Here is a 21,722-nt window from a genome sequence, read left to right on the forward strand (position 1 = left end):
CTGTGAAAGCCAGGCTTTCGACGCATACGCGACTATTCGGAGCGTTTCCTTTGAAAACCAGCCACAAGGGCCTGCGCCGCGCCGCCACCGTCGCTCTCGCGGGTGGTCTGCTGCTGACGGCCTCGCCCCTGGCCGCCCCGGCACAGGCGGCCACGCCGATCCCGTCCATCACCGCCAAGGGCGGATTCCTGCTGGACCAGGCGGACGGCAAGCCCGTGTACGGCAAGGCCAACAACACGCGCCGCCAGATGGCGAGCACGACGAAGCTGGTGACGGCCATCACGGTCCTCACCATCCCGGGCGTCGACCTGAACAAGAAGGTCACGGTCAAGGCGGAGTACCGCAACTACGTCACCCGCGAGGGCGCCAGCACCGCGGACCTGCGCACCGGTGACAAGCTGACCGTCCGCCAGCTGCTGTCCGGGCTGATGCTGCCGTCCGGCTGCGACGCCGCGTACGCCCTCGCCGACACCTTCGGCACGGGTACGACGACCTCGGCCCGCACGAAGTCCTTCATCGGCAAGATGAACGCCAAGGCCAAGCAGCTCGGTCTGGTCAACACCAAGTTCGACTCGTTCGACGGCATCTCCACGACCGGGAACAACTACACGACCCCTTGGGACCTGGCGAAGCTGGCCCGTCACGCGATGAGCAGCTCCGTCTTCCGCGACGTCGTCAAGCCCACGTCGTACAAGGCCCCGGCCACGACCAGCACCGGCGGCACCCGCACCTACACCTGGTACAACACCAACAAGCTGCTGGGCTCCTACAACGGCGCCATCGGAGTGAAGACCGGCACGGGCACGGCGGCGGGCCCCTGCCTCGTCTTCGCCGCGACGCGCAACGGCAAGACCTACACCGGTGTCGTCCTGGCCTCGTCCACCGGCGACAACCGCTTCAAGGACGCGGCGAAGCTGCTCGACTTCGGCTTCGCCTCCACCAGCGCCCGCTCGATGGAGCTGCGTTCGCTCCCGGCCGGCGCCCAGCGCGACTGATCGACGCGCTCACCGACCGACGGGAAGGTCCCGGGACGCGGCGGCGTCCCGGGACCTTCCTCGTGCGGTGTCGCGTGGTGTACCGGCCGATCAGGCCCAGGTGATGAGCCTCTTCGGCTGCTCCAGCACGGCGGCGACGTCCGCCAGGACCTTGGAGCCCAGTTCGCCGTCGACGAGTCGGTGGTCGAAGGAGAGCGCGAGCGTGGTGACCTGGCGGGGCTTGATCTTGCCCTTGTGGACCCAGGGCTGCAGCTTGATCGCGCCGACCGCGAGGATGGCCGACTCCCCGGGGTTGAGGATCGGCGTGCCGGTGTCGACCCCGAAGACGCCCACGTTGGTGATCGTCACCGTGCCGCCCTGCATGGCGGCCGGGGTCGTCTTCCCTTCACGGGCCGTGGACACCAGCTCGCCGAGGGCCCCGGCGAGCTGCGGCAGGGTCTTGTCGTGCGCGTCCTTGATGTTCGGCACGATCAGACCGCGCGGGGTGGCCGCGGCGATGCCCAGGTTGACGTAGTGCTTGAGGACGATCTCCTGGTTCGCCTCGTCCCAGGCGGCGTTGACCTCCGGGTTGCGCTTGATCGCGACCAGCAGCGCCTTGGCGATGAGCAGCAGGGGGTTCACCCGCAGCCCGGCCATGTCCTTGTCGGACTTCAGCTCCTCGACCAGCTTCATCGTGCGCGTGACGTCGACCGTGATGAACTCGGTGACGTGCGGCGCGGTGAAGGCGGAGCCGACCATCGCCGAGGCGGTGGCCTTCCGGACGCCCTTGATCGGGATCCGGGTCTCGCGGGCGCCGGCCGCCGGCGCCCCCGCGGGCGCCGTCGCGGTCTCGGCGACCACGGGCTCGGGTGCCGCGGCGGGCGCGGGTGCCTCGGCCGGGGCCACGGCAGCACGGACGTCGTCGCGGGTGATGATCCCGTCGGGACCGCTCGGCACGACCGTGGCGAGGTCCACCCCGAGGTCCTTGGCCAGCTTGCGGACCGGGGGCTTGGCCAGCGGGCGGGGCGCGGCGGGCGCCGCCGTCCCGTGACCGTTCAGCTCGGCCTGCACGGCAGCCGCGGCCCGCGCGCCCGGCTCGGCCTGCCCGGGCACCGAAGTGCCCTTGCGCGGACGGCGCTTGGTGGAGGACTCGGCCACGCCGTAGCCGACCAGCACGGGCCGGCGGCCGGTGGGCTCGTCCTTCGCCTCGGCCTCCGGCTCGGCGGCCGCGACCGCGGGCTCGGTGGCCGCCGGCGGCGGTGCCTCGACCGGTCCGGAGCCCGGCGCCACGTCCACGGTGATGATCGCGGTGCCGACGTCCACGGTGGTGCCCTCGTCGAACCGGAGCTCGTGCACCACTCCGTCGTACGGGATGGGCAGCTCCACCGCGGCCTTGGCGGTCTCGACCTCGCACACGACCTGGCCGTCGGTGACGGCGTCGCCCGGCTGGACGTACCACTTGAGGATCTCGGCCTCGGTGAGTCCCTCGCCCACGTCGGGCATCTTGAACTCCCGGAAGCGGGCGGAAGCGTCAGTCATCGTCGTCACGACCCTCTCCTCAGTACGCCAGCGAGCGGTCGACGGCGTCGAGCACCCGGTCCAGTCCCGGAAGGTACTCCTCCTCCAGCCGGGCCGGCGGGTACGGAGCGTGGAATCCTCCGACCCGCAGGACCGGCGCCTCCAGGTGGTAGAAGCACCGCTCCGTGATGCGGGCGGCGATCTCCGCGCCCGAGCCGTAGAACACCGGGGCCTCGTGGACGACGACCAGCCGGCCCGTCCTCTCCACCGACCGCTGCACGGCGTCGAAGTCGATCGGGGACATCGAGCGCAGGTCCAGGACCTCGACCGACTTGCCCTCCTCCTCGGCGGCCGCGGCGGCCTCCAGGCAGACCTTCACCATCGGGCCGTAGGCGGCGAGGGTGATGTCCGTGCCGGCGCGGGCGACGCGGGCGGCGTGCAGCGGGTCCGGGATGGACTCGGTGTCGACCTCGCCCTTGTCCCAGTAGCGCCGCTTGGGCTCGAAGAAGATCACCGGGTCGTCGCTCTGGATGGCCTGCTGGAGCATCCAGTAGCCGTCGGCCGCGTTCGAGGGGGAGACGACCTTGAGACCGGCCACGTGGGCGAACAGCGCCTCGGGCGACTCGGAGTGGTGCTCGACCGCGCCGATGCCGCCGCCGTAGGGGATGCGGACGACGACCGGCAGCTTGACCTTGCCGAGCGCGCGGGCGTGCATCTTCGCGAGCTGCGTGACGATCTGGTCGTACGCGGGGAACACGAAGCCGTCGAACTGGATCTCGACGACGGGACGGTAGCCGCGCAGGGCGAGACCGATCGCGGTGCCGACGATGCCGGACTCGGCGAGCGGGGTGTCGATGACCCGCTCCTCGCCGAAGTCCTTCTGGAGCCCGTCGGTGATGCGGAAGACTCCGCCGAGCTTGCCGACGTCCTCGCCCATGACGAGGACCTTGGGGTCGGTGTCGAGAGCCTTGCGCAGCGACTCGTTGAGCGCCTTGGCAAGCGACATCTTCTCTACGGCCATGGCTACTTGACCTCCTGCGCGTCGGCGAACGACGCCTGGTACGCGGCGAACTGCGCGCGCTCCTCGTCGACGAGGGCGTGCCCGTCGGCGTAGACGTGGTCGAACATCGCCATGTCGTCCGGGTCGGGCATGGCGCGCACCGCCTCGCGGACGCGCTTGGCGAGCGCGTCGCTCTCCGCGTCGAGCTCGGTGAAGAAGGCCTCGTCGGCGTGGCCCTGCGCGGCCAGGTACTTCCGGAGCCGCAGGATCGGGTCCTTGGCCTCCCAGGCCACCCGCTCGTCGTCGTGGCGGTAGCGGGTCGGGTCGTCGGAGGTGGTGTGGGCGCCCATGCGGTACGTGAACGCCTCGACCAGCGTCGGGCCCTCGCCCCGGCGGGCGCGCTCCAGCGCGGACCGGGTCACGGCCAGGCACGCGAGCACGTCGTTGCCGTCGACGCGGACACCGGGGAAGCCGTAGCCCTGGGCGCGCTGGTAGAGCGGCACCCGGGTCTGGCGCTCGGTGGGCTCGGAGATCGCCCACTGGTTGTTCTGGCAGAAGAACACGACCGGGGCGTTGTAGACCGCGGAGAAGGTGAACGACTCCGCCACGTCGCCCTGGCTGGAGGCGCCGTCGCCGAAGTACGCGATCACCGCGGAGTCGGCGCCGTCCTTGGCGACCCCCATCGCGTAGCCGGTGGCGTGCAGCGTCTGCGAGCCGATGACGATGGTGTACAGGTGGAAGTTGTTGCTGTTCGGGTCCCAGCCGCCGTGGTTCACACCGCGGAACATCCCGAGCAGGTTCGTCGGGTCGACCCCGCGGCACCAGGCGACGCCGTGCTCGCGGTAGGTCGGGAAGACGTAGTCGTCGTCGCGCAGGGCGCGGCCGGAGCCGATCTGGGCGGCCTCCTGGCCGAGCAGCGAGGCCCACAGGCCCAGCTCGCCCTGGCGCTGCAGCGCCGTGGCCTCGGCGTCGAAACGTCGGGTGAGGACCATGTCCCGGTAGAGCCCGCGGAGCTCGTCGGGGCCGAGATCGGCGACATGGCGGTCGTAGTCCGGGTGCTCGACCCGCTCACCCTCGGGCGTCAGCAGTTGTACGAGCTGGGGCTCGGAACCCGTTGGCTTCTTCGCTGCGCTGACGCGCTTACTGCTGCGGCGCGGTTTGCGCGCGGCAGTGTTCTCCACGGTCACGTGCGTGCTCCTCCGTCTGTCCGGCTCCCGGGGTCCGCCGGGGTCCAGTGCGGCTCGCCTGTGTCCCTACGGTGCACGGGGTGGGTGCGGCTCGGCCGGGAACAGGCGTGACAGGTGCCCCGGCGAGCGCCTGCCAAAGGCACGTTACCCAGTGGGGCGCATTCCTGCGAAACCCCATTTGACCTGCGATTTTGCTTGGATTTCCAAGTAAATCGAGAAATACGGGAACAACCACTGGTCACAGCCTTGCCGGCTGCCGGAACACGGGCACGTTATCCCGGTCACCCCGGCATGGGAAGAGTGAGTATGTGAGACTTGGGCCGTGCACGAAGAAGGAAAAATCACCGTATTCCTGGTGGACGACCACGAGGTCGTGCGTCGCGGCGTGTACGAACTGCTCTCCGCCGAGGACGACATCGAGGTCGTCGGCGAGGCCGGTACGGCGGCAGATGCCCTGGTCAGGATCCCTGCGGTGCGCCCCGATGTGGCGATCCTCGATGTGCGCCTGCCCGACGGAAGCGGGGTAGAGGTCTGCCGGGAGGTCCGTTCGCAGAACGAGGACATCAAATGTCTGATGCTCACCTCGTACGCGGACGACGAGGCACTCTTCGACGCGATCATGGCGGGGGCCTCGGGCTACGTCCTCAAGGCGATCCGCGGCGCCGAGCTGCTGACGGCGGTGCGGGACGTGGCGGCGGGCAGGTCCCTGCTCGACCCGGCTGCCACCGCGCGCGTCCTGGAGCGGCTGCGGGACGGGAACGCCCCCAAGACCGACGACAGACTGGCGAGCCTGACCGATCAGGAGCGCAGGATCCTGGACCTGATCGGCGAGGGCCTGACCAACCGGGCCATCGGCGAACGGCTGCACCTGGCGGAGAAGACCATCAAGAACTACGTCTCCGGCCTGCTCGCGAAGCTGGGCATGGAACGGCGCTCCCAGGCCGCCGCGTATGTGGCACGGCTCCAGGCCGAACGGCACTGAGGCGCTCGCACACCCCGGGGCACGGGATTCCACCCGGTCGGCGCGAAGCCGTCCGGGTGAGGTGTGTCCGAAGGCCGGGAGAGCGCCTGCGGACCGGTTCGTCGGCGGTCGCACAGCCGACCCTCGTCCGGTGGCCGTCCCCCGGGCCCGGCCACCGCGTCCGCCCCGTGCGCGCCCGGCCCACGGGCGCCCACGCTCCGCCTCGTCACGGTGCGCACCCTGGACCGCCCCGGGCAGCGACATCGGCGACACGCTGGGTGATCTAACATCTGACGGGTGCCGCGCTCATCTGCTATTGCCCCACCCCCCCTTGCTCTTGCCCCACCCCCCATCGGCCCACCCCCTCTCAACGCGCTGCTGCGCCGGTACGAGGACGCCGGTGAACCCCTCTCCTGCGAACCCGTCACCCAGGGCCTGCTGAACCGCGGCTACCGGCTCTCCACCACACGCGGCGCCTACTTCCTCAAGCAGCACGTCGACGAGCCGACCGCCGACCGCGAGACCATCGCCCGCCAGCACCGGGCGGTCCGCCGCCTGCAGTCGCTCGGCGTTCCCGTCGCGCCGCCCGTGGCCGACGGGTCCGGCGACACGGTGGCCGTGATCGGCGGCCGCTGCTACGCCCTGCACCCCTGGGTGGACGGCCGTCACCGCCGCGGGGCCCAGCTCACCACCCTCGAGTCCCGCCGGCTGGGCGCCCTCCTCGGCCTGGTCCACACCGGCCTGGAGCGGGTCATGGACGTGGAGCCGGGCGGGCGCCGGACCACGGTGCGGCCGCACGAGAGCGCGGACCCCGAGGAGACCTTCGCCCTCATCGACGCCCTGCTGGAGCTGGCCCGCGCCCATCGCCCCAGGGACAGCTTCGACGCCCTCGCCGAGCACCGGCTGCTGGAGCGCCGCGCCCTGCTGGAAGGCCATGCGCACCGGCGGCCGCCCCCGGCCGCGGCCGGGGGCTGGGTGCACGGCGACTTCCACCCGCTCAACCTGCTGTACCGGGGCGACCACCGGGGTGCGGAGCCGGCCGCGATCGTCGACTGGGACCGGCTGGGCGTCCAGCCGCGGGCCGAGGAGGCCGTGAGGGCCGCGGCGATCTTCTTCGTCCGGCCCTCGGGCCGGCTGGAACTGGGGAAGGTGCGGGCCTACGCGCGCGCCTACCGGCGGGCGGCCGGGGCCGACGCGACGGAACTCGCCGCCGCCGTGCACCGGGTGTGGTGGGAGCGGCTCAACGACTTCTGGATACTGCGCTGGCGCTACCAGCTGCACGATCGAAGGGCCGACCCGCAGTTCCCTGCGGTGTCGGCCCTGGCGGTGTGGTGGACGCGGGAGTACGAGGCGGTGTGCGAGGCCTTCGCCGGCTGACGGCGCCGGCCGGGCGGGCCGCCCTCCGGGTCAGGTGCCGGTGTTTCCGGTGGTGGTGCCGGTGGACGTCCCCTCGGTCGCTCCGTCCGTCGTGCCCGTGGTGGTGCCGGTGGACGTCCCCTCGCTCGTGCCCTCCGTCGTGCCCTCCGTCGTGCCCTCGCTGGTGTTGCCCTCCGTCGTCCCGTCCGTCGTGCCCTCGCTGGTGTTGCCCTCCGTCGTCCCGTCCGTGGTGCCCTCGGTGTCCGACGGGGTGTCGCTCGGGTCGTGGCTCGGGCTCTGCGGCTGCGACGGCGGCGGTTCCTGCTGGGAAGGACGGTCACTCGGCGGCCATCCGCCCTGGTTGCCGTTCGTGCCCTGGTCCGGCTCCTCTTCCTCCTCGGACTGCTCCTCCGAGGGGGTCGGCGAAAGGTCGGACTCGGTCGGGGTGTTGGAGACCTTCTGGTCGTCCTTCGGCTGCGTGCCCGGGTTGCCCGCCCGGTCCAGCGCGAAGGCCACACCGGCCACGACCGCGATCACCGCGAGCGCGACGAACAGCCACACCTTGCCCTTGCCGCCCCTGCCGCCGCCGGGCCCGGCGGCGTACGCGCCGTCCTCCGGATTGCGCGGCGGGAGGAGCGGGCCCTTCGAGGTCTCCCCGTGGTGCGGATGCCCCATGACCGCCGTCGCGCCCATGCCCTGCGCCGGAGTGTGGCCGCCCTCGTGCATCTCGACCGGGCCGGTGTTCCAGGCACCCGTGTGGCTGCCCTGCTGCTGCAGCATCTGCAGCCCGTACTGCACGAGCGCCCGCATCTCCTCGGCGCTCTGGAACCGGTCGTCGGGGTCCTTGGCCAGCGCGCGCATCGCGAGCCCGTCCAGCTCCGGCGGGGCCACGTCGGAGACCTCGGAGGGGGGCACCGGCATGTCCTGAACGTGCTGGTAGACGACGGACAACGGTGTCTCGCCGGTGAACGGCGGGCGCAGCGCGAGCAGTTCGTAGAGCAGACAGCCCGTGGCGTACAGGTCCGAGCGGTGGTCGACGGCCTTGCCGAGCGCCTGCTCCGGCGAGAGGTACTGGGGCGTGCCCATGACCATGCCGGTCTGGGTCATCGTCGTCGAAGCGCCGTGCAGCGCACGGGCGATGCCGAAGTCCATCACCTTGACCGCGCCGCCGTTGGTGATGATGACGTTCGCCGGCTTGATGTCGCGGTGGACGATGCCGTGCTGGTGCGAGTACGCGAGTGCCTCGAGGACGCCGGAGACGATGATGAGCGCCTGCTCCGGCGGCGGCGCCTCGGCGTTGATCAGCAGATCGCGGATGGTGTGGCCCTCGACCAGCTCCATCACGATGTACGGCACGGACTGGCCGTCCACGACGTCCTCGCCGGAGTCGTACACGGCCACGATGGCATGGTGGTTGAGGCCCGCGACGGACTGGGCCTCACGCGTGAAGCGCGCCTTGGACACCGGGTCCTCGGCCAGATCGGCCCGGAGCAGTTTCACGGCGACGGTGCGACCGAGGCGGACGTCCTCCGCCGCGAACACCTCGGCCATACCGCCCCGGCCGAGACGGTGGGTCAGCCGGTACCGGCCGTCGCCGACGAGCCCGCCGACGCCCCAGGAGTCAGCAGCATCCGACACTCCGCCGCCATGTGGTCCGGATTCGGGTGCCATCAGTCCTCGCCGTCGTGTCTTGCCGCGCCGCGCGCTGCGCGCGAGCGGCGTCTCTCGCTGGTTCGACACGTCACGCTACAGGCTTCCGGCGACACGCCGGTCCGAGATGGACCGGTCGTCGGACCCGTTCCCGGTGCGCCGGAGCACACACGTCCGGTTCCTGTAACGCTTGCGAGACGCTTCTTGTGCGTACGGTCACGGAACGGGCACCCGGCTTGACGTGTCACTGCCCTCGGGCAGACTTGCCACGTAATCCGGATCACCGCGGCCACCGCTCCACGGTGTGCGTGCCTAGGGGGAAGCACAGTCATGAGCCAGGACGGCGCACAGCGCGGCCGCTACGCGGGCGGTTCGGTAGCGGGCGGCCGGTACCAGCTTCGCGACCTGCTCGGCGAAGGCGGGATGGCGTCGGTGTACCTCGCGTACGACAGCGCGCTGGACCGGCAGGTCGCCATCAAGACGCTCCACACCGAACTCGGCCGGGAACAGTCCTTCCGCGAGCGTTTCCGGCGCGAGGCCCAGGCCGTCGCCAAGCTGTCCCACACGAACGTCGTCTCCGTCTTCGACACCGGTGAGGACGAGCTCAACGGCGCGCTGATGCCGTACATCGTCATGGAGTACGTGGAAGGCAAGCCGCTCGGCTCCGTCCTCCAGGAGGACATCCGGCAGTTCGGCGCGATGCCGGCCGACAAGGCGCTCAAGGTCACCGCCGACGTGCTGGCGGCGCTGGAGACCAGCCATGAGATGGGCCTGGTCCACCGGGACATCAAGCCGGGCAACGTGATGATGACGAAGCGCGGCGTCGTCAAGGTCATGGACTTCGGTATCGCCCGCGCCATGCAGTCGGGCGTCACGTCGATGACGCAGACCGGAATGGTCGTCGGCACTCCGCAGTACCTGTCTCCCGAGCAGGCCCTCGGACGCGGCGTCGACGCCCGCTCCGACCTGTACTCGGTCGGCATCATGCTCTTCCAGTTGCTGACGGGCCGGTTGCCGTTCGACGCGGACTCTCCGCTGGCGATCGCCTACGCGCACGTCCAGGAGGAGCCGGTCGCCCCGTCCTCCATCAACCGCTCGGTGACCCCGGCGATGGACGCCCTGGTCGCACGGGCTCTGAAGAAGAACCCGAACGAGCGTTTCCCGAGCGCCGCCGCCATGCGCGACGAGTGCCTGCGGGTCGCGGGCGCGGGCCAGACGCACGCCCCGGTGATCGTGCAGGGCGCTCCGACGACGAACAGCGGCTCGGGCGTCGCGTCCGCGGTGTTCCCGCCGGTGGACCAGTCCGCCCCGGCCCCGGGCCCGCACAGCGTCCAGCAGCCCTACCAGCCCGGCCCCTACGGCCCGTCGACGCCGGCCCCCGGACCGGTGCACGGCCCCGCCCCGGGCTACGGCTATCCGCAGCAGGCCCCGGCCTACCAGACCACGGCCCCGGTGCCCCCGGCGTACCAGCTCTCCCCCCGGCAGGCCGGCGCCCCCGCACCGTCCGGCGGCGGCAGGCGGGGCATGCCGCTGATCGTCGGCTCGATCGTGGTGGCGCTCCTCGCGGTCGGCGGAGTGATCACGGCGCTCGCCCTGAACGGCGGCGACGACGAGGGCGGAGGCGGCGCCGACCCGTCGGTCTCGGAGTCGGCGGTCGCGGGCCACAAGCCCCCGGAGCGCAACCGCACGATGGACACGGACGAGTGCACGGACGCGCAGGAGGACAGCGACGACCCGGCGAAGGTCCGGGCGCCCAGCTTCACCTACAAGGACGTGATCTCCGTCAAGTCGTGCCTGCAGGCCGCGGGCTGGAAGTTCAAGGTCACGGAGAAGGACGACCCCCAGTTCGCCGAGGACCAGGTCATCGACCAGTTCCCGACGGAGGGCACCGCGGTGGTGCCGGGCAACCAGACCTTCGAGTTGACGGTCGGCACGGGGAACCCGGGGTATTAGGGACCGCGACGAGCGACCACACGACGAGGCGGGCTTCTGCCCCGAGAGCGAACCGCCCCGGGTGTGAACGGCCCGGCACACGTCGGGAGTGAGCGGCCGGGCATGCGTTCGTGCCGGTCCGCTCTCCGCCGGACGGTCCGGTTCCGCCCGGGATGCCGGAAGTTCCCGGCCATGTGACGCTGAGTCCGAAACCTCGGCGACCCGGCTCGGGAGGGGGTCACCCCGTGACTCCGAAGCTCCGCACGCACTGCGCGACGACTCTCGCGGCACTGGTGCTCGCCCTGCCCGTGGCGACGTACGCCTACGGCGACGGCCCCCTGACCCACTCCGCGGACTCCCGCAGGGACGGCGAGGACCGTGGGCTGGGCGGCGAGGGCGGCAGGGACGGCCGGTACGACGGGTCCGGGCGGTACGGCGGCGAGGAGCGCGGTGAACGCGGTCCGTACGGGGGTGAGGGGGGCGGTGAGAGCCGCCGGTACGGCCAGAGCACGCACGTCGAGGAGCGCGCGCGTTCCCGGGCCCCGGTGGGAGGTGCGGACGACACCGGCCCTGACCTGCGGACACCCGGCGCCGGCGGCCCGGCGCACGGCGCACCCCAGCGGCGGGCCGACGGCGCACCGGAATCGGGCGGGGGCACGGACCGGGATCGTCCGCCGACGGACCACGGACGCTCCGGGGTGGCGCACGCACCGCAGGGGAAGACCGCCGAGCGGCCCGATCCGTCGCCCACCGCGTCGCTGGCCGGGCGTCAGGCCGGTGAGGGCCGACCGCGCCCCGGCCGGACCTCCGCGCCCTCGCCCGGCGCGTCGACACCCTCCGGTCCGCCCCACGACGCCCATGACGGCGTGTTCGAACACGGCCGCGACGAAGAGGCCGCGACCGAGGAGGACACGACGCCGCAGGACGAGAACGAGAACGACGCCGAGGACGAGTCCCACGCCGTGCCGGACTCCTCGTCGCCCTCGGAGCCCACCCCCACGGACGCGTCTCCCGCAGCCGCGGGCAGGTCCCACCCGCATCCCGTGTCCCAGCCGCTCGAACGGCAGATCCCGGCGCTGACGCTGGGCGCCGGCTGCGCCCTCATGGGGCTGGGGCTCGGCTACATGGGGCTGCGGCTGCGTCGCGACTGAGCCCGGCAGCGACGTTCCCGCGCCTTCCCGGTCCGCCCGTCCAGGCGGTGCGCGTGGTGCCGTTTCGTCCGGGTGCGTACGGCGGTGTCGTCCTCCCCAGGTCCGCGTGTCCCCCGTACGGCCTACGCCGGACGTCCGCCTCAGGGCGGTTGGCCGTCCTCGACATACCCGGTATACATACTCGGTATGTCGATCCGGCACGGGCTCCTCGCCCTCCTCGAACACGGTCCCCGCTACGGTTCCCAGCTCCGCACGGAGTTCGAATCCCGTACGGGGGCGACCTGGCCGCTCAACGTGGGCCAGGTCTACACGACCCTCAACCGGCTGGAGCGCGACGGCATGGTCACGCAGGACGGCGAGGACGAGGCCGGCCACACGCTCTACGCCATCACCGCCGCCGGGCGAACGGAGCTGCGGGCCTGGTTCGAACGGCCCGTCGACCGAACCAGCCCCGCGCGTGACGAGTTGGCCATCAAGCTCGCCATGGCGGTCGGGGCGCCGGCCGTCGACATCCGCGATGTCATCCAGTCCCAGCGCCGCCACACCGTGAAGGCGATGCAGGACTACACGCGTCTGAAGGCCCAGGCTCTGGAACCGGCGCCCGCCGACCGCGACGAGATCGCCTGGCTGCTCGTGCTGGAGCAGCTCATCTTCCAGACCGAGGCGGAAGCCCGCTGGCTCGACCACTGCGAGGCCCGGCTCATCCGGCTCTCCGCGGCGGCGGAGCAGCAACCGGAGCCCGCACCCCCACCCGCCCCGGCTCCGGCACCCGTCCACGGGCACCGGAGGAGGCCCGGCTGAGCCCCGCCCCTGCTCGTCAGGGGGCTGCGTCCAGATCCGGCGCCGATCCACCGGCGCCCTGCGGGGCGAGGGAGGCGCCGTACGCCAGGCGGCGCTCGACCCCCTTCTCCCGGCCTTCGCCGGAGGCCCGTTCGGGCCGTCCCGTCCCGGTGCCTCCCAGGCACTCGCCTTCCACATCCGCTCATGTACGCCTCATGCGTACGCCCAAGGGGGACCTCTGATGTCCGACCATTCCCACCAGCCTCAGCAGCCCGTCCTGCAACTACGGAACCTGACCCGGGTGCACGGCAGCGGTGCCACCGAAGTGCATGCGCTGCGCGGTATCGACCTCGATGTGTTCCCCGGTGAACTCGTCGCCGTCATGGGCCCGTCCGGCTCCGGGAAGTCCACGCTGCTGACGATCGCGGGCGGCCTCGACACACCGACGTCGGGCCAGGTGATCGTCGAGAACACCGACATCACCACCGCCGACCGCAGGACACTCGCCGCGCTGCGCCGGCGCAGCATCGGGTACGTCTTCCAGGACTACAACCTCATACCGGCGCTGACCGCCGCGGAGAACATCGCGCTGCCCCGCGAACTCGACGGCCGCTCCGCCCGCAAGGCGCGGAACGAGGCCGTCGCGGCCCTCGACGAGATGGGTCTCGGCCACCTCGCCGACCGGTTCCCCGACGAGATGTCCGGCGGCCAGCAGCAGCGGGTGGCCATCGCCCGCGCGCTCGTCGGCGACCGCCGCCTGGTGCTCGCCGACGAACCGACCGGCGCTCTGGACTCCGAAACCGGTGAGTCCGTCCTCGCACTGCTGCGCACCCGCTGCGACGCGGGAGCGGCGGGCATCCTCGTCACCCATGAGCCCCGCTTCGCCGCATGGGCGGACCGGGTCGTCTTCCTCCGCGACGGCGCGGTGGTCGACCAGACCGTCCGCAGCGACGCGGACTCCCTGCTGAGTGGTCAGGCGGCCGAGCGGTGAGGAACTGGTACCACTCCTGGCGCGCCGCGGTCCGTATCGCCCGCCGCGACGCCCTCCGCTCCAAGGGACGCAGCTTCCTCGTCCTCGCGATGATCGCCCTCCCGATCCTCGGCGTGAGCGCCGCCGATCTGACCCTGCGCAGCGCCGAGCTCTCCACCGAGCAGTCCCTGGAGCGTAAACTCGGCCGCGCCGACGCCCAGGTGAGCGATGCCCAGACCGGTGGTGTGCCGATCCACCAGACCCCGGACGGCGAGGGCTACGACCCGGTCGGGGACTTCGCGGACAAGCCCTGGCCCGAGGGCAACACGGATGTCCGCAAGGCGCTCCCGGCCGGCACGAAGTTCCTCGAGGACTCGTCCGGTTCCGGGAAGCTGCGCACCGCGCACGGGCTGCTGAACGCCGAGATCCGGGAGCTCAAGGCCGTTGATCCGTTGGCCGAGGGCATCATGACGCCGGTCAGCGGCCGCTTCCCGAAGTCGCCGGACGAGGTGGCGGCGACGACCCACTTCCTGGAGTCCAGCGGGCTGAGCGTGGGCTCGAAGCTGGTGGCGCGCGGGCTGGACCGCGAGTACACGATCACCGGCTCCTACGAACTGCCGGACTCGTTGAAGAGCGACCAGGTCAACGCGCTCCCCGGCGCACTGCTGGACCCGCTCGACAAGGCGCTCACCGCAGACGGGCTGCCGGGCACCGAGAAGTCCACGAACTACCTGGTGAGCCTGTCCGGCGGTTTCACGTGGAACATGGTCCAGGAGATCAACGCCAAGGGCGTCCTGGTGCTGTCACGCGCCGTGCAGCTCTCCCCGCCGGCCGATGCGGACGTGCCGCTGTACGAGCACAAGGGCTGGGACAACAGGGACTACGAGCAGAGCACCGCCGCCCAGGCCGCCGCGCTCGCGGCGGTCGGCACGGTCGTCGGTCTGGCCATGCTGGAGATCTGTCTGCTGGCAGGGCCCGCCTTCGCGGTGGGTGCCCGGCGCTCGCGCCGCCAGCTCGGGCTGGTCGGCGCCAACGGCGGCGACCGCAGCCACGTCCGGGCCATCGTCCTGGCCGGCGGGCTGGTGATCGGCGTCGCCTCCGCGGTCGTGGGCACGGTCCTCGGCCTGGTGCTGACCTTCGCGCTCCGCCCCCTGCTGGAGGACTACATCGGTGCGCGCTTCGGCAGCTTCGACATCCGTCCTCTCGAACTGCTCGGCATCGGGCTGCTCGCCGTGGTCACCGGTCTGCTGGCCGCGATCGTCCCCGCGGTGACCGCTTCCCGGCAGACCGTTCTGGCCTCGCTCACCGGCCGCCGCGGTATCCGCCGCAGCAACCGGGTACTGCCCGTGCTCGGACTGGTCGCGGTGGTACTCGGCGCGGCGATCGCCCTCTACGGCTCACTGCTCACCGAGCAGTTCGTCATCGTCGCGGGCGGCAGCGCCCTCGCGGAGCTCGGCGTGGTTGCCATGACGCCCGCGCTGGTCGGCCTGTTCGGCCGCTCCGGCCGCTGGCTGCCGCTGTCGCCGCGGCTCGCGCTGCGGGACGCGGTGCGCAACCGGGGGCGCACGGCACCGGCGGTGGCCGCCGTGCTCGCCGCGGTCGCCGGAACCGTCGCCGTGGCCACGTACGCCACCAGTAGTGACGCCCAGTCGGAGGCCTCGTACGAGGCGCGGTTGCCGCACGGTGCGGTCTCGATGGTCATCGCCGACGGCGGCGGCGGACGGGATGTGCCGGCGGCCCGCGCCGCGGTGCAGAAGTACCTGCCGGTGGACGTGCGCGCCGATGTGGACCGGATCGTCGTCGGGAACGTCAACTGCCCGCCGTTCGGCGGCGGCAAGGAATGCGGCAGCTACGAGATCGTCGTACCCGAGCCGAACCGGTGTCCGCTGTGGAGTACCTCCGACGGACAGGATCCCTCCGAGAAGTTCACCAAGGCCCAGCGGCGCGCACTGGCCAAGGACTGGCGGTGCAAGGAGAGCTCCGGCATGACCTACACGGAGAACGGGGTGCTCGTCGCCGACGAGAAGCTGCTGGAGGTGCTCGCCGTCGACGATCCCGCCGCCGCGAAGGCCCTGGCGGACGGCAAGGCAGTCTCCTTCGACAAGCGCAACCTCGACGGAAGCGGTGCGGTCGGCATCCGGCTGATCACCGACATGGAGGCTGCCAACCGGGCGATGGAGAACGACAAGGAGGTCCCCGGCACGGTCAAGTCCTTCCCCGTCCATCAGACGGCCGACGACGTCGATGCCTATGGCGTGGCCATGATCCTTCCGCCGGCGGCGGCCAAGGCGGCCGGCATCACCACCGTCCCGCTCGGTGCGTACTACTCCACGGACCGGATGCCCAGCAGCGAGCAGCGCCAGAAGCTCGACGGTGAGCTCGACAAGTCGGCCGCCAACATCGACCTGCACCTCGAGGAGGGCTACACCAGCGACAACAGCATCGTCCTGCTGGCGCTGACCGTCTTCGCCGGGCTGATCACGATCGGGGCGGCCGGTATCGCCACCGGGCTCGCGCAGGCCGACGCGGAGGCCGACCTCAAGACGCTGGCGGCCGTTGGGGCCCCGCCCCGGGTCCGTCGCACGCTGAGCGGATTCCAGTGCGGCGTCATCGCCGCGATGGGCGTGGTCCTCGGCTCGGCCGCCGGAGTCCTGCCCGCGATGGGCCTGCGGCTCACCGAGCACCGCCAGGAGCTGAAGTGGTACGAGGAGGCACTGGACGCCGGCTGGGGCGGGAACCTGACCCCGCCGGTGTCCACGATCGTCATCCCGTGGGAGACGCTGGCCGCCCTGCTGGTCGCGGTGCCGCTCGGCGCGGCCCTGCTGGCGGCACTGGTCACCCGCTCCCGGGGGGCGCTGGCCCGCCGCGAGGCGACCTGAGCCCCTTCGGGACGCGCCCGGCGAAATCGTGCCCCCGCACCAGGGTGGATCACCCCGGTGCGGGGGCACACCGTGGGGGGAACCACAGGTGCGAGAGAATGGACGGCATGGAGATGCCGAGGAATGAACGGTCGCAGGAGAGCCCCCCGGTCCTCATCGTGGGACAGAACGGGATGGCGCTCGGCGGCGGTGAAGGTGACGGCGAGCCTCGCGAGGTCCCGGTGACGGAGATGGTCGAACAGCCCGCGAAGGTCATGCGGATCGGCAGCATGATCAAGCAGCTGCTGGAGGAGGTGCGCGCGGCACCTCTGGACGAGGCGAGCCGGGTCCGGCTGAAGGAGATCCATGCGAGTTCGGTGAAGGAGCTCGAGGAAGGGCTGGCCCCGGAGCTGGTCGAGGAGCTGGAGCGGCTGTCGCTTCCGTTCACCGACGAGGCCGTGCCCTCGGAGGCCGAGCTGCGCATCGCCCAGGCCCAGCTGGTCGGCTGGCTCGAGGGGCTCTTCCACGGCATCCAGACGGCGCTGTTCGCCCAGCAGATGGCGGCCCGCGCCCAGCTGGAGCAGATGCGCCGTGCGCTCCCCCCGGGCGCTCCGACCGACGACGAGTCCCTCCACGGCGGCGCCGCCCGCTCGGGCCCCTACCTCTGAATCCCTCACGCAGAGCGGCCCCGCCCCCGGAAGGGGCGGGGCCGTCGTCATCGGTACACGGTCCGCACGGGCATGGAGCCGGACGGTGGGGGCCCGGTCCCCGGTCCGGGTGGGTCCCCGGGTTCAGCGCCGCCCGGCCGGGGCCACCAGCAGCACCTTGCCCACATGGGCGCCGGACTCCAGGATCCGGTGCGCCTCGGCCGCGTCCGGCATCGGGAGGGCACGGTCCACCACGGGCTTCACCGCCCCCGCCTCGATGAGCGGCCAGACGTGCTCCCGCACGGCCGCGACGATCGCCGTCTTCTCGTGCAGCGGCCGCCCGCGCAGCGATGTGGCGGTCACCGCGCCCCGCTTGCCCAGCAGCACCCCCAGGTTCAGCTCGCCCTTCACCCCGCCCTGCAGCCCGATCACGGCCAGGCGCCCGTTGACCGCCAGCGCACGTACATTCCTGTCCAGGTACTTGGCGCCGATGATGTCCAGAATGACATCGGCCCCGGCCCCGTCGGTCGCCTTCCGCAGCTCCTCGACGAAGTCCTGCTCGCGGTAGTCGATCAGGATGTCGGCTCCCAGCTCTGCGCAACGCGCCAGCTTCTCCGGCCCCCCGGCGGTGACGGCCACACGTGCACCCACGGCCTTCCCCAACTGGATGGCCATCGTGCCGATCCCGCTCGCGCCGCCGTGTGCCAGCAGCGTCTCACCGGGCCGCAGATGGGCGACCATGAACACATTGGACCAGACGGTGCACGTGACCTCGGGCAGTGCCGCCGCCGTGATCAGGTCGACGCCTTTGGGTACCGGGAGCAGCTGGCCGGCGGGCACCGCCACCCGCTCCGCGTATCCACCGCCGGACAGCAGCGCGCACACCTCGTCGCCCACTCTCCATCCGGAGACTCCGGGGCCGATGGACACGATCCGGCCCGAGCACTCCAGCCCCGGATGCGGGGACGCGCCGGGCGGCGGGTCGTAGAAGCCCTGCCGCTGGAGGAGGTCCGCGCGATTGACCGCGCTCGCGGCAACCTCGACGAGGACCTCCCCCTGACCGGGTTCCGGGTCCGCTGCCTCCGCCCAGACCAGCGCCTCGGGACCACCTGGTTCGGGAATCGTGATCGCATGCATGGGCGCGAGGCTACTCCGGCTTGGTGCTGCCGCTGCCCCGCACCGCACCGGGCAGCGCCTTCGTCGCCCGCACGATGGTGATGACCCGGTCCGTCAGCTGGAGCGGGCTGGCCTCGGGGTCGTCATAACCGAGCAGCCGGTGCCCGCGCAGGACGCTGACCACCAGGTCTTCCACCTCCCGGACGTTCTTGCCGACCTCGCTCTTTATCACCGGCCGCTCAACGATGTCGAGCCCGCTGCCCTGCTGGATCAGGTCCTCCATCACCGTGCCCGCGTACGGGCTGAGCACGGACAGTCCGAGGAGCCGCCCCGCCGCGCTGGCGCTGGTGATCACCGCGTCGGCGCCGGACTGGCGCAGCAGAGGCGCGTTCTCCTCCTCGCGGACCGCGGCCACGATCTTCGCTCCCCGGTTGAGCTGCCGGGCGGTGAGCGCGACCAGGACCGCCGTGTCGTCGCGCTGGGTGGCGATGATGATCTGCCGTGCCCTCTGCACCTCGGCCCGGAGCAGCACATCACTCCGGGTCGCGTCGCCGATGACCCCCGTGAATCCGTCCGCGTTCGCCGCCTCGATCACCTTGGAGCTCGGGTCGACGATGACGATCTGTGCCTTCTGCAGACCCGTCGCACACAGGGTCAGGAGTGCGGAACGCCCCTTCGTGCCGAAGCCGATGACGACGGTGTGGTCACGCAAGGTGGACCTCCAACGGTTCAGCCGCCACTCCTCCCGGGTCCGTTCCGTGAGGACCTCGAGAGTGGTACCGACCAGAATGATCAGGAACAGCACGCGCAGCGGCGTCACCAGCAGCACATTGACCAGTCGCGCACTGTCGCTGTGCGGAACGATGTCGCCGTAACCCGTGGTGGAGAGCGTCACGGTGGAGTAGTAGACGGCGTCGAGGAAGTCGACCTTCTCATCGGCGTTGTCGTAGTAGCCGCCGCGGTCCAGCCAGACGATGAGGACCGTCAGCACGAGGACGAGCAAGGCCAGCAACAGCCGCTTGGTCACCTGCCGCAGCGGTTTTTCGACGGTCTGCTTGGGCAGGTGCACCCGCGACACGGCCAGTTGTTCGTCCGCTTGCCGGGCCATCGCGTCATGGCCGGGAAGTTTCACGTGAAACACCCTTCGGAGCTCGGCGGCCAGGGGAGATCGAGGATCTCCAGCTCGTCGCCGGGCCGCCCTCCCCCGGGAGGCACCACGGCGAGACCGTGTGCGGCGGCGATTCCCCGCAGCATGGCCGGACCGCGATAGTGCAGCGGTACGACCTTGTCGCCGCGGTGCACCACCGGCACCAGCCGGGTGTCCTGCGGATGCCCGTGGACCTCCTCCCTCAGGGACGCGCGATACGGCGCCGGGGTTGCCTGCCCGGACCGTCGGCGCAGCAGGGGCTCCGCGAGCGTGAGCAGTCCGGAGACGGCGGCGAGCGGATTCCCGGGCAGTCCCACCAGATGGCGGCCCGGAGCGAGCCTGGCCAGGAGCATCGGATGCCCGGGCCGTACGGCGACGCCGTCGACCAGCAGCTCGGCACCCGCCTTGCGCAGCACGGGATGGACGTGGTCCACCGGTCCCGCGGCCGTCCCGCCCGTGGTGATGACCAGATCGGCGGCTGATTCGGAGACGGCCCGCTGCAGGGCGTCCGCGTCGTCGCCGATCCTGCGGGTACCGGTCACGTCGGCCCCGAGGGCACGCAGCCAGGGAGCGATCATCGGCCCGAGCGCATCACGGATCAGCCCGTCGTACGGCAACCCTTCGGTGAGCAGCTCATCGCCCAGGACGAGCACCTCCACCGTCGGACGGAGCACCGTGAGGAGTTCGTCGTAGCCGGCGGCGGCTGCGAGACCGAGTACGGCAGGGGTGACCAGCGTCCCGTCGGGCAGCAGTTGGTCGCCGGAGCGACATTCCTGGCCCCGGGGCCTGATGTCCTGACCGTGCAACACCCGTCGCTGGGCGTACAGATGGCCGCTGTCGTCGGTCCGGGCGTGCTCGGTACGGATCACCGCGGTGGCGCCGGGCGGGACGCGGGCGCCGGTCGCGATCCGTACGGCCGTGCCGTCCGAGAGAGCCCCGGCCTCCCCGTGCCCGGCGAGTATGCCGCTGTCGCCGGACACCACCGTCCACGGTCCCGGGCCCGCGACCGCCCAGCCGTCCATGGCGGAGGTGTCGAACGACGGCAGATCGACGAACGCGGTGAGAGGGGTGGCGAGCACCCTGCCGAGGGAGGCGGCGAGGGGATCGCGGTGGGTGCGCAGCACCCCGGCACGTCCGGCGCGGGACGCGACGGCGCGTGCCTCGTCCCAGGGTGTGCCGCGGCGCTGTCCGTGCGGGGCGTCCCGTCCCGGTGCGGACGGCTCCCGACGCCGTGACGAGGTCGCCGACCGTCTTCCCACCAGCGCGAGGGCGTCCTCCACGCCGTCGTCGACCTCCGCCATCGGGGCGGCGGCACGGTCATCGGACCGGCCGCGGGGCACGGGGCCGGGCGCCGGCTCACCGGTGCCGCCCTGCCCGGTGCCGCCCTGCCCGGTGCCGCCCTGCCCGGTGCCGCCCTGCCCGGTGGCGCCCTGCCCGGTGGCGCCGGAAGCGCCGAGATCATGGTCCTGTGCGGTCATCGGCTACCGGCCCCGTCGCTACGTTCCGGACCGTTCCGGTGGTCCTCAGGTCCGTCCGCCCCTGACTCGGCGACCGCTGTCCCGTCCGCCTCGGCCGCCCACCGTGCGGCGAGTGCCGAGGCCCTGCGGGCCGCCTCGGCGACCGCCCGGGCTTCGTCACCGCCGGCTCTCGCCGCCGCATAGCCGACGAGAAAGGTGGTCAGCGGAGCCGCGGGCCGGGCTACGCCATGCGCGGCGTCCCGGGCGAGGTCGAGCAGCAGCCCCGTGTCCACCTCGAGGTCGATGCCGAGTTCGTCCTTGACTGCGGTGATCCATTCATCCAGCACATTCCCATGCTCCCTGATCCTGGCCCGGGCCGTGACGATGTCCTCCCAGGTGTCGCAGTCGTACGCGGCCATCGGTCCGGCGGCCACCCGGTCCAGGTCGAGTTCAGCCGTCAGCAGCCTCAGCGGCAGCCCTGAGAGACCGCCGTGCTCGGCGGCGATCAGAGCCAGTTCGCGATGGAGTGGTTCCGCCCGGTACGCCGCGACGAGCGGCTGGTCCCGTCCGTCGGCATCGACGAGGAGCGCGCCCTCCCGTCCTCCGGTATGCAGGGCGTCGACCAGCCGCCGTACGGTCCCGTCGTCGAGGAAGGGAAGATCAGCGGAGAGCACCACGACGGTGCGGGCGCCGGTCCGGCGGAGACCCGCGTGGAGCGCGGCGAGCGGCCCGCCGCCCGGCGGGGTTTCGCGCGTCCAGGTCACCGGGCGCGCGGTCGGCCGCCGCCCGCCGACGACGACCGTGCGCCCGGCACCCCGGCTTGCCGTCAGCACCCGGTCGAGCAGCGTCCGGCCGCCGACGCTCACCCCCGGCTTGTCCGCGCCGCCGAGCCGCTCGGCGGCGCCTCCGGCGAGCACGATGGCGTCGTAGTCCGCTTCCGCATCGGCAGTCACCCCAGAAGTATGGGCCGTGACCGCCGATACGGAACCCTTGGGCCCCTCGGACGCGGTTTCCCGCG

The 21,722-nt window shown here is 71.9% G+C and carries 17 protein-coding genes; 9 read left to right on the forward strand and 8 right to left on the reverse strand.

Annotated features, from left to right (window positions below; all coding sequences use genetic code 11):
• Positions 1–71: 71 nt before the first annotated feature.
• Positions 72–995, forward strand: coding sequence for a D-alanyl-D-alanine carboxypeptidase family protein (locus O7595_RS16100; RefSeq protein ID WP_269732509.1), 924 nt, complete (start codon positions 72–74; stop codon positions 993–995).
• 90 nt (positions 996–1,085) lie between these two features.
• On the opposite strand, the gene O7595_RS16105 is transcribed toward O7595_RS16100, so the two are convergent.
• The 3 genes from O7595_RS16105 to pdhA are packed head-to-tail and all read right to left on the reverse strand — an operon-like array spanning position 1,086 to position 4,679.
• The gene (locus tag O7595_RS16105) at positions 1,086–2,522 is read right to left on the reverse strand and encodes a dihydrolipoamide acetyltransferase family protein (protein ID WP_269729377.1); all 1,437 of its coding nucleotides are present in this window, start codon (positions 2,520–2,522) and stop codon (positions 1,086–1,088) included.
• A gap of 10 nt (positions 2,523–2,532) precedes the next feature.
• The gene (locus O7595_RS16110) at positions 2,533–3,513 is read right to left on the reverse strand and encodes an alpha-ketoacid dehydrogenase subunit beta (protein ID WP_269729378.1); all 981 of its coding nucleotides are present in this window, start codon (positions 3,511–3,513) and stop codon (positions 2,533–2,535) included.
• A gap of 2 nt (positions 3,514–3,515) precedes the next feature.
• Positions 3,516–4,679 (reverse strand): pyruvate dehydrogenase (acetyl-transferring) E1 component subunit alpha, encoded by a 1,164-nt coding sequence (gene pdhA, locus O7595_RS16115; protein ID WP_269729379.1) that lies wholly within the window; start codon positions 4,677–4,679, stop codon positions 3,516–3,518.
• Positions 4,680–5,001: 322 nt separating this feature from the next.
• Between pdhA and O7595_RS16120 the strand changes: the two genes are divergently transcribed.
• The gene (locus tag O7595_RS16120) at positions 5,002–5,661 is read left to right on the forward strand and encodes a response regulator (RefSeq protein WP_269729380.1); all 660 of its coding nucleotides are present in this window, start codon (positions 5,002–5,004) and stop codon (positions 5,659–5,661) included.
• A gap of 276 nt (positions 5,662–5,937) precedes the next feature.
• Complete coding sequence (locus O7595_RS16125; protein ID WP_269729381.1) at positions 5,938–7,017, forward strand: phosphotransferase; 1,080 nt, start codon at positions 5,938–5,940, stop codon at positions 7,015–7,017.
• A 30-nt stretch (positions 7,018–7,047) separates the two neighbouring features.
• Here the strand turns inward: O7595_RS16125 and O7595_RS16130 are convergent, their stop codons facing one another.
• A complete protein-coding gene (locus O7595_RS16130) occupies positions 7,048–8,667 on the reverse strand; it encodes a protein kinase domain-containing protein (RefSeq protein ID WP_269729382.1) in 1,620 nt (539 codons plus the stop codon).
• Between the two features lie 309 nt (positions 8,668–8,976).
• On the opposite strand from O7595_RS16130, the gene O7595_RS16135 reads away from it, so the two are divergent.
• The 6 genes from O7595_RS16135 to O7595_RS16160 all read left to right on the forward strand — a co-directional run bounded on the left by O7595_RS16135 (position 8,977) and on the right by O7595_RS16160 (position 17,005).
• Entirely contained in the window at positions 8,977–10,599 is a 1,623-nt protein-coding gene (locus tag O7595_RS16135; protein ID WP_269729383.1) for a protein kinase domain-containing protein, read from the forward strand.
• Between the two features lie 224 nt (positions 10,600–10,823).
• The gene (locus O7595_RS16140) at positions 10,824–11,729 is read left to right on the forward strand and encodes a hypothetical protein (RefSeq protein WP_269729384.1); all 906 of its coding nucleotides are present in this window, start codon (positions 10,824–10,826) and stop codon (positions 11,727–11,729) included.
• Between the two features lie 186 nt (positions 11,730–11,915).
• Positions 11,916–12,530: a PadR family transcriptional regulator gene (locus O7595_RS16145; RefSeq protein ID WP_269729385.1), complete on the forward strand. Its 615-nt coding sequence runs from the start codon at positions 11,916–11,918 to the stop codon at positions 12,528–12,530.
• A 220-nt stretch (positions 12,531–12,750) separates the two neighbouring features.
• A complete protein-coding gene (locus O7595_RS16150) occupies positions 12,751–13,500 on the forward strand; it encodes an ABC transporter ATP-binding protein (protein WP_269729386.1) in 750 nt (249 codons plus the stop codon).
• On the forward strand, positions 13,497–16,358 hold the full coding sequence (locus O7595_RS16155; RefSeq protein ID WP_269729387.1) for an ABC transporter permease: 2,862 nt from the start codon (positions 13,497–13,499) through the stop codon (positions 16,356–16,358). The genes O7595_RS16150 and O7595_RS16155 overlap by 4 nt, the downstream gene beginning before the upstream one ends.
• 107 nt (positions 16,359–16,465) lie before the next feature.
• The gene (locus O7595_RS16160) at positions 16,466–17,005 is read left to right on the forward strand and encodes a bacterial proteasome activator family protein (protein ID WP_269729388.1); all 540 of its coding nucleotides are present in this window, start codon (positions 16,466–16,468) and stop codon (positions 17,003–17,005) included.
• A 123-nt stretch (positions 17,006–17,128) separates the two neighbouring features.
• Here the strand turns inward: O7595_RS16160 and O7595_RS16165 are convergent, their stop codons facing one another.
• The 4 genes from O7595_RS16165 to O7595_RS16180 are packed head-to-tail and all read right to left on the reverse strand — an operon-like array spanning position 17,129 to position 21,657.
• Positions 17,129–18,121: an NAD(P)H-quinone oxidoreductase gene (locus O7595_RS16165; RefSeq protein WP_269729389.1), complete on the reverse strand. Its 993-nt coding sequence runs from the start codon at positions 18,119–18,121 to the stop codon at positions 17,129–17,131.
• A 10-nt stretch (positions 18,122–18,131) separates the two neighbouring features.
• On the reverse strand, positions 18,132–19,208 hold the full coding sequence (locus tag O7595_RS16170; protein ID WP_269732510.1) for a potassium channel family protein: 1,077 nt from the start codon (positions 19,206–19,208) through the stop codon (positions 18,132–18,134).
• A 20-nt stretch (positions 19,209–19,228) separates the two neighbouring features.
• On the reverse strand, positions 19,229–20,725 hold the full coding sequence (locus O7595_RS16175; protein WP_269729390.1) for a molybdopterin molybdotransferase MoeA: 1,497 nt from the start codon (positions 20,723–20,725) through the stop codon (positions 19,229–19,231).
• Positions 20,722–21,657 (reverse strand): NTP transferase domain-containing protein, encoded by a 936-nt coding sequence (locus tag O7595_RS16180; protein ID WP_269729391.1) that lies wholly within the window; start codon positions 21,655–21,657, stop codon positions 20,722–20,724. Before O7595_RS16180 ends, O7595_RS16175 begins: the two co-directional genes overlap by 4 nt.
• Positions 21,658–21,722 lie beyond the last annotated feature (65 nt).

Source organism: Streptomyces sp. WMMC940, assembly GCF_027460265.1.
Classification (GTDB): Bacteria; Actinomycetota; Actinomycetes; order Streptomycetales; family Streptomycetaceae; genus Streptomyces.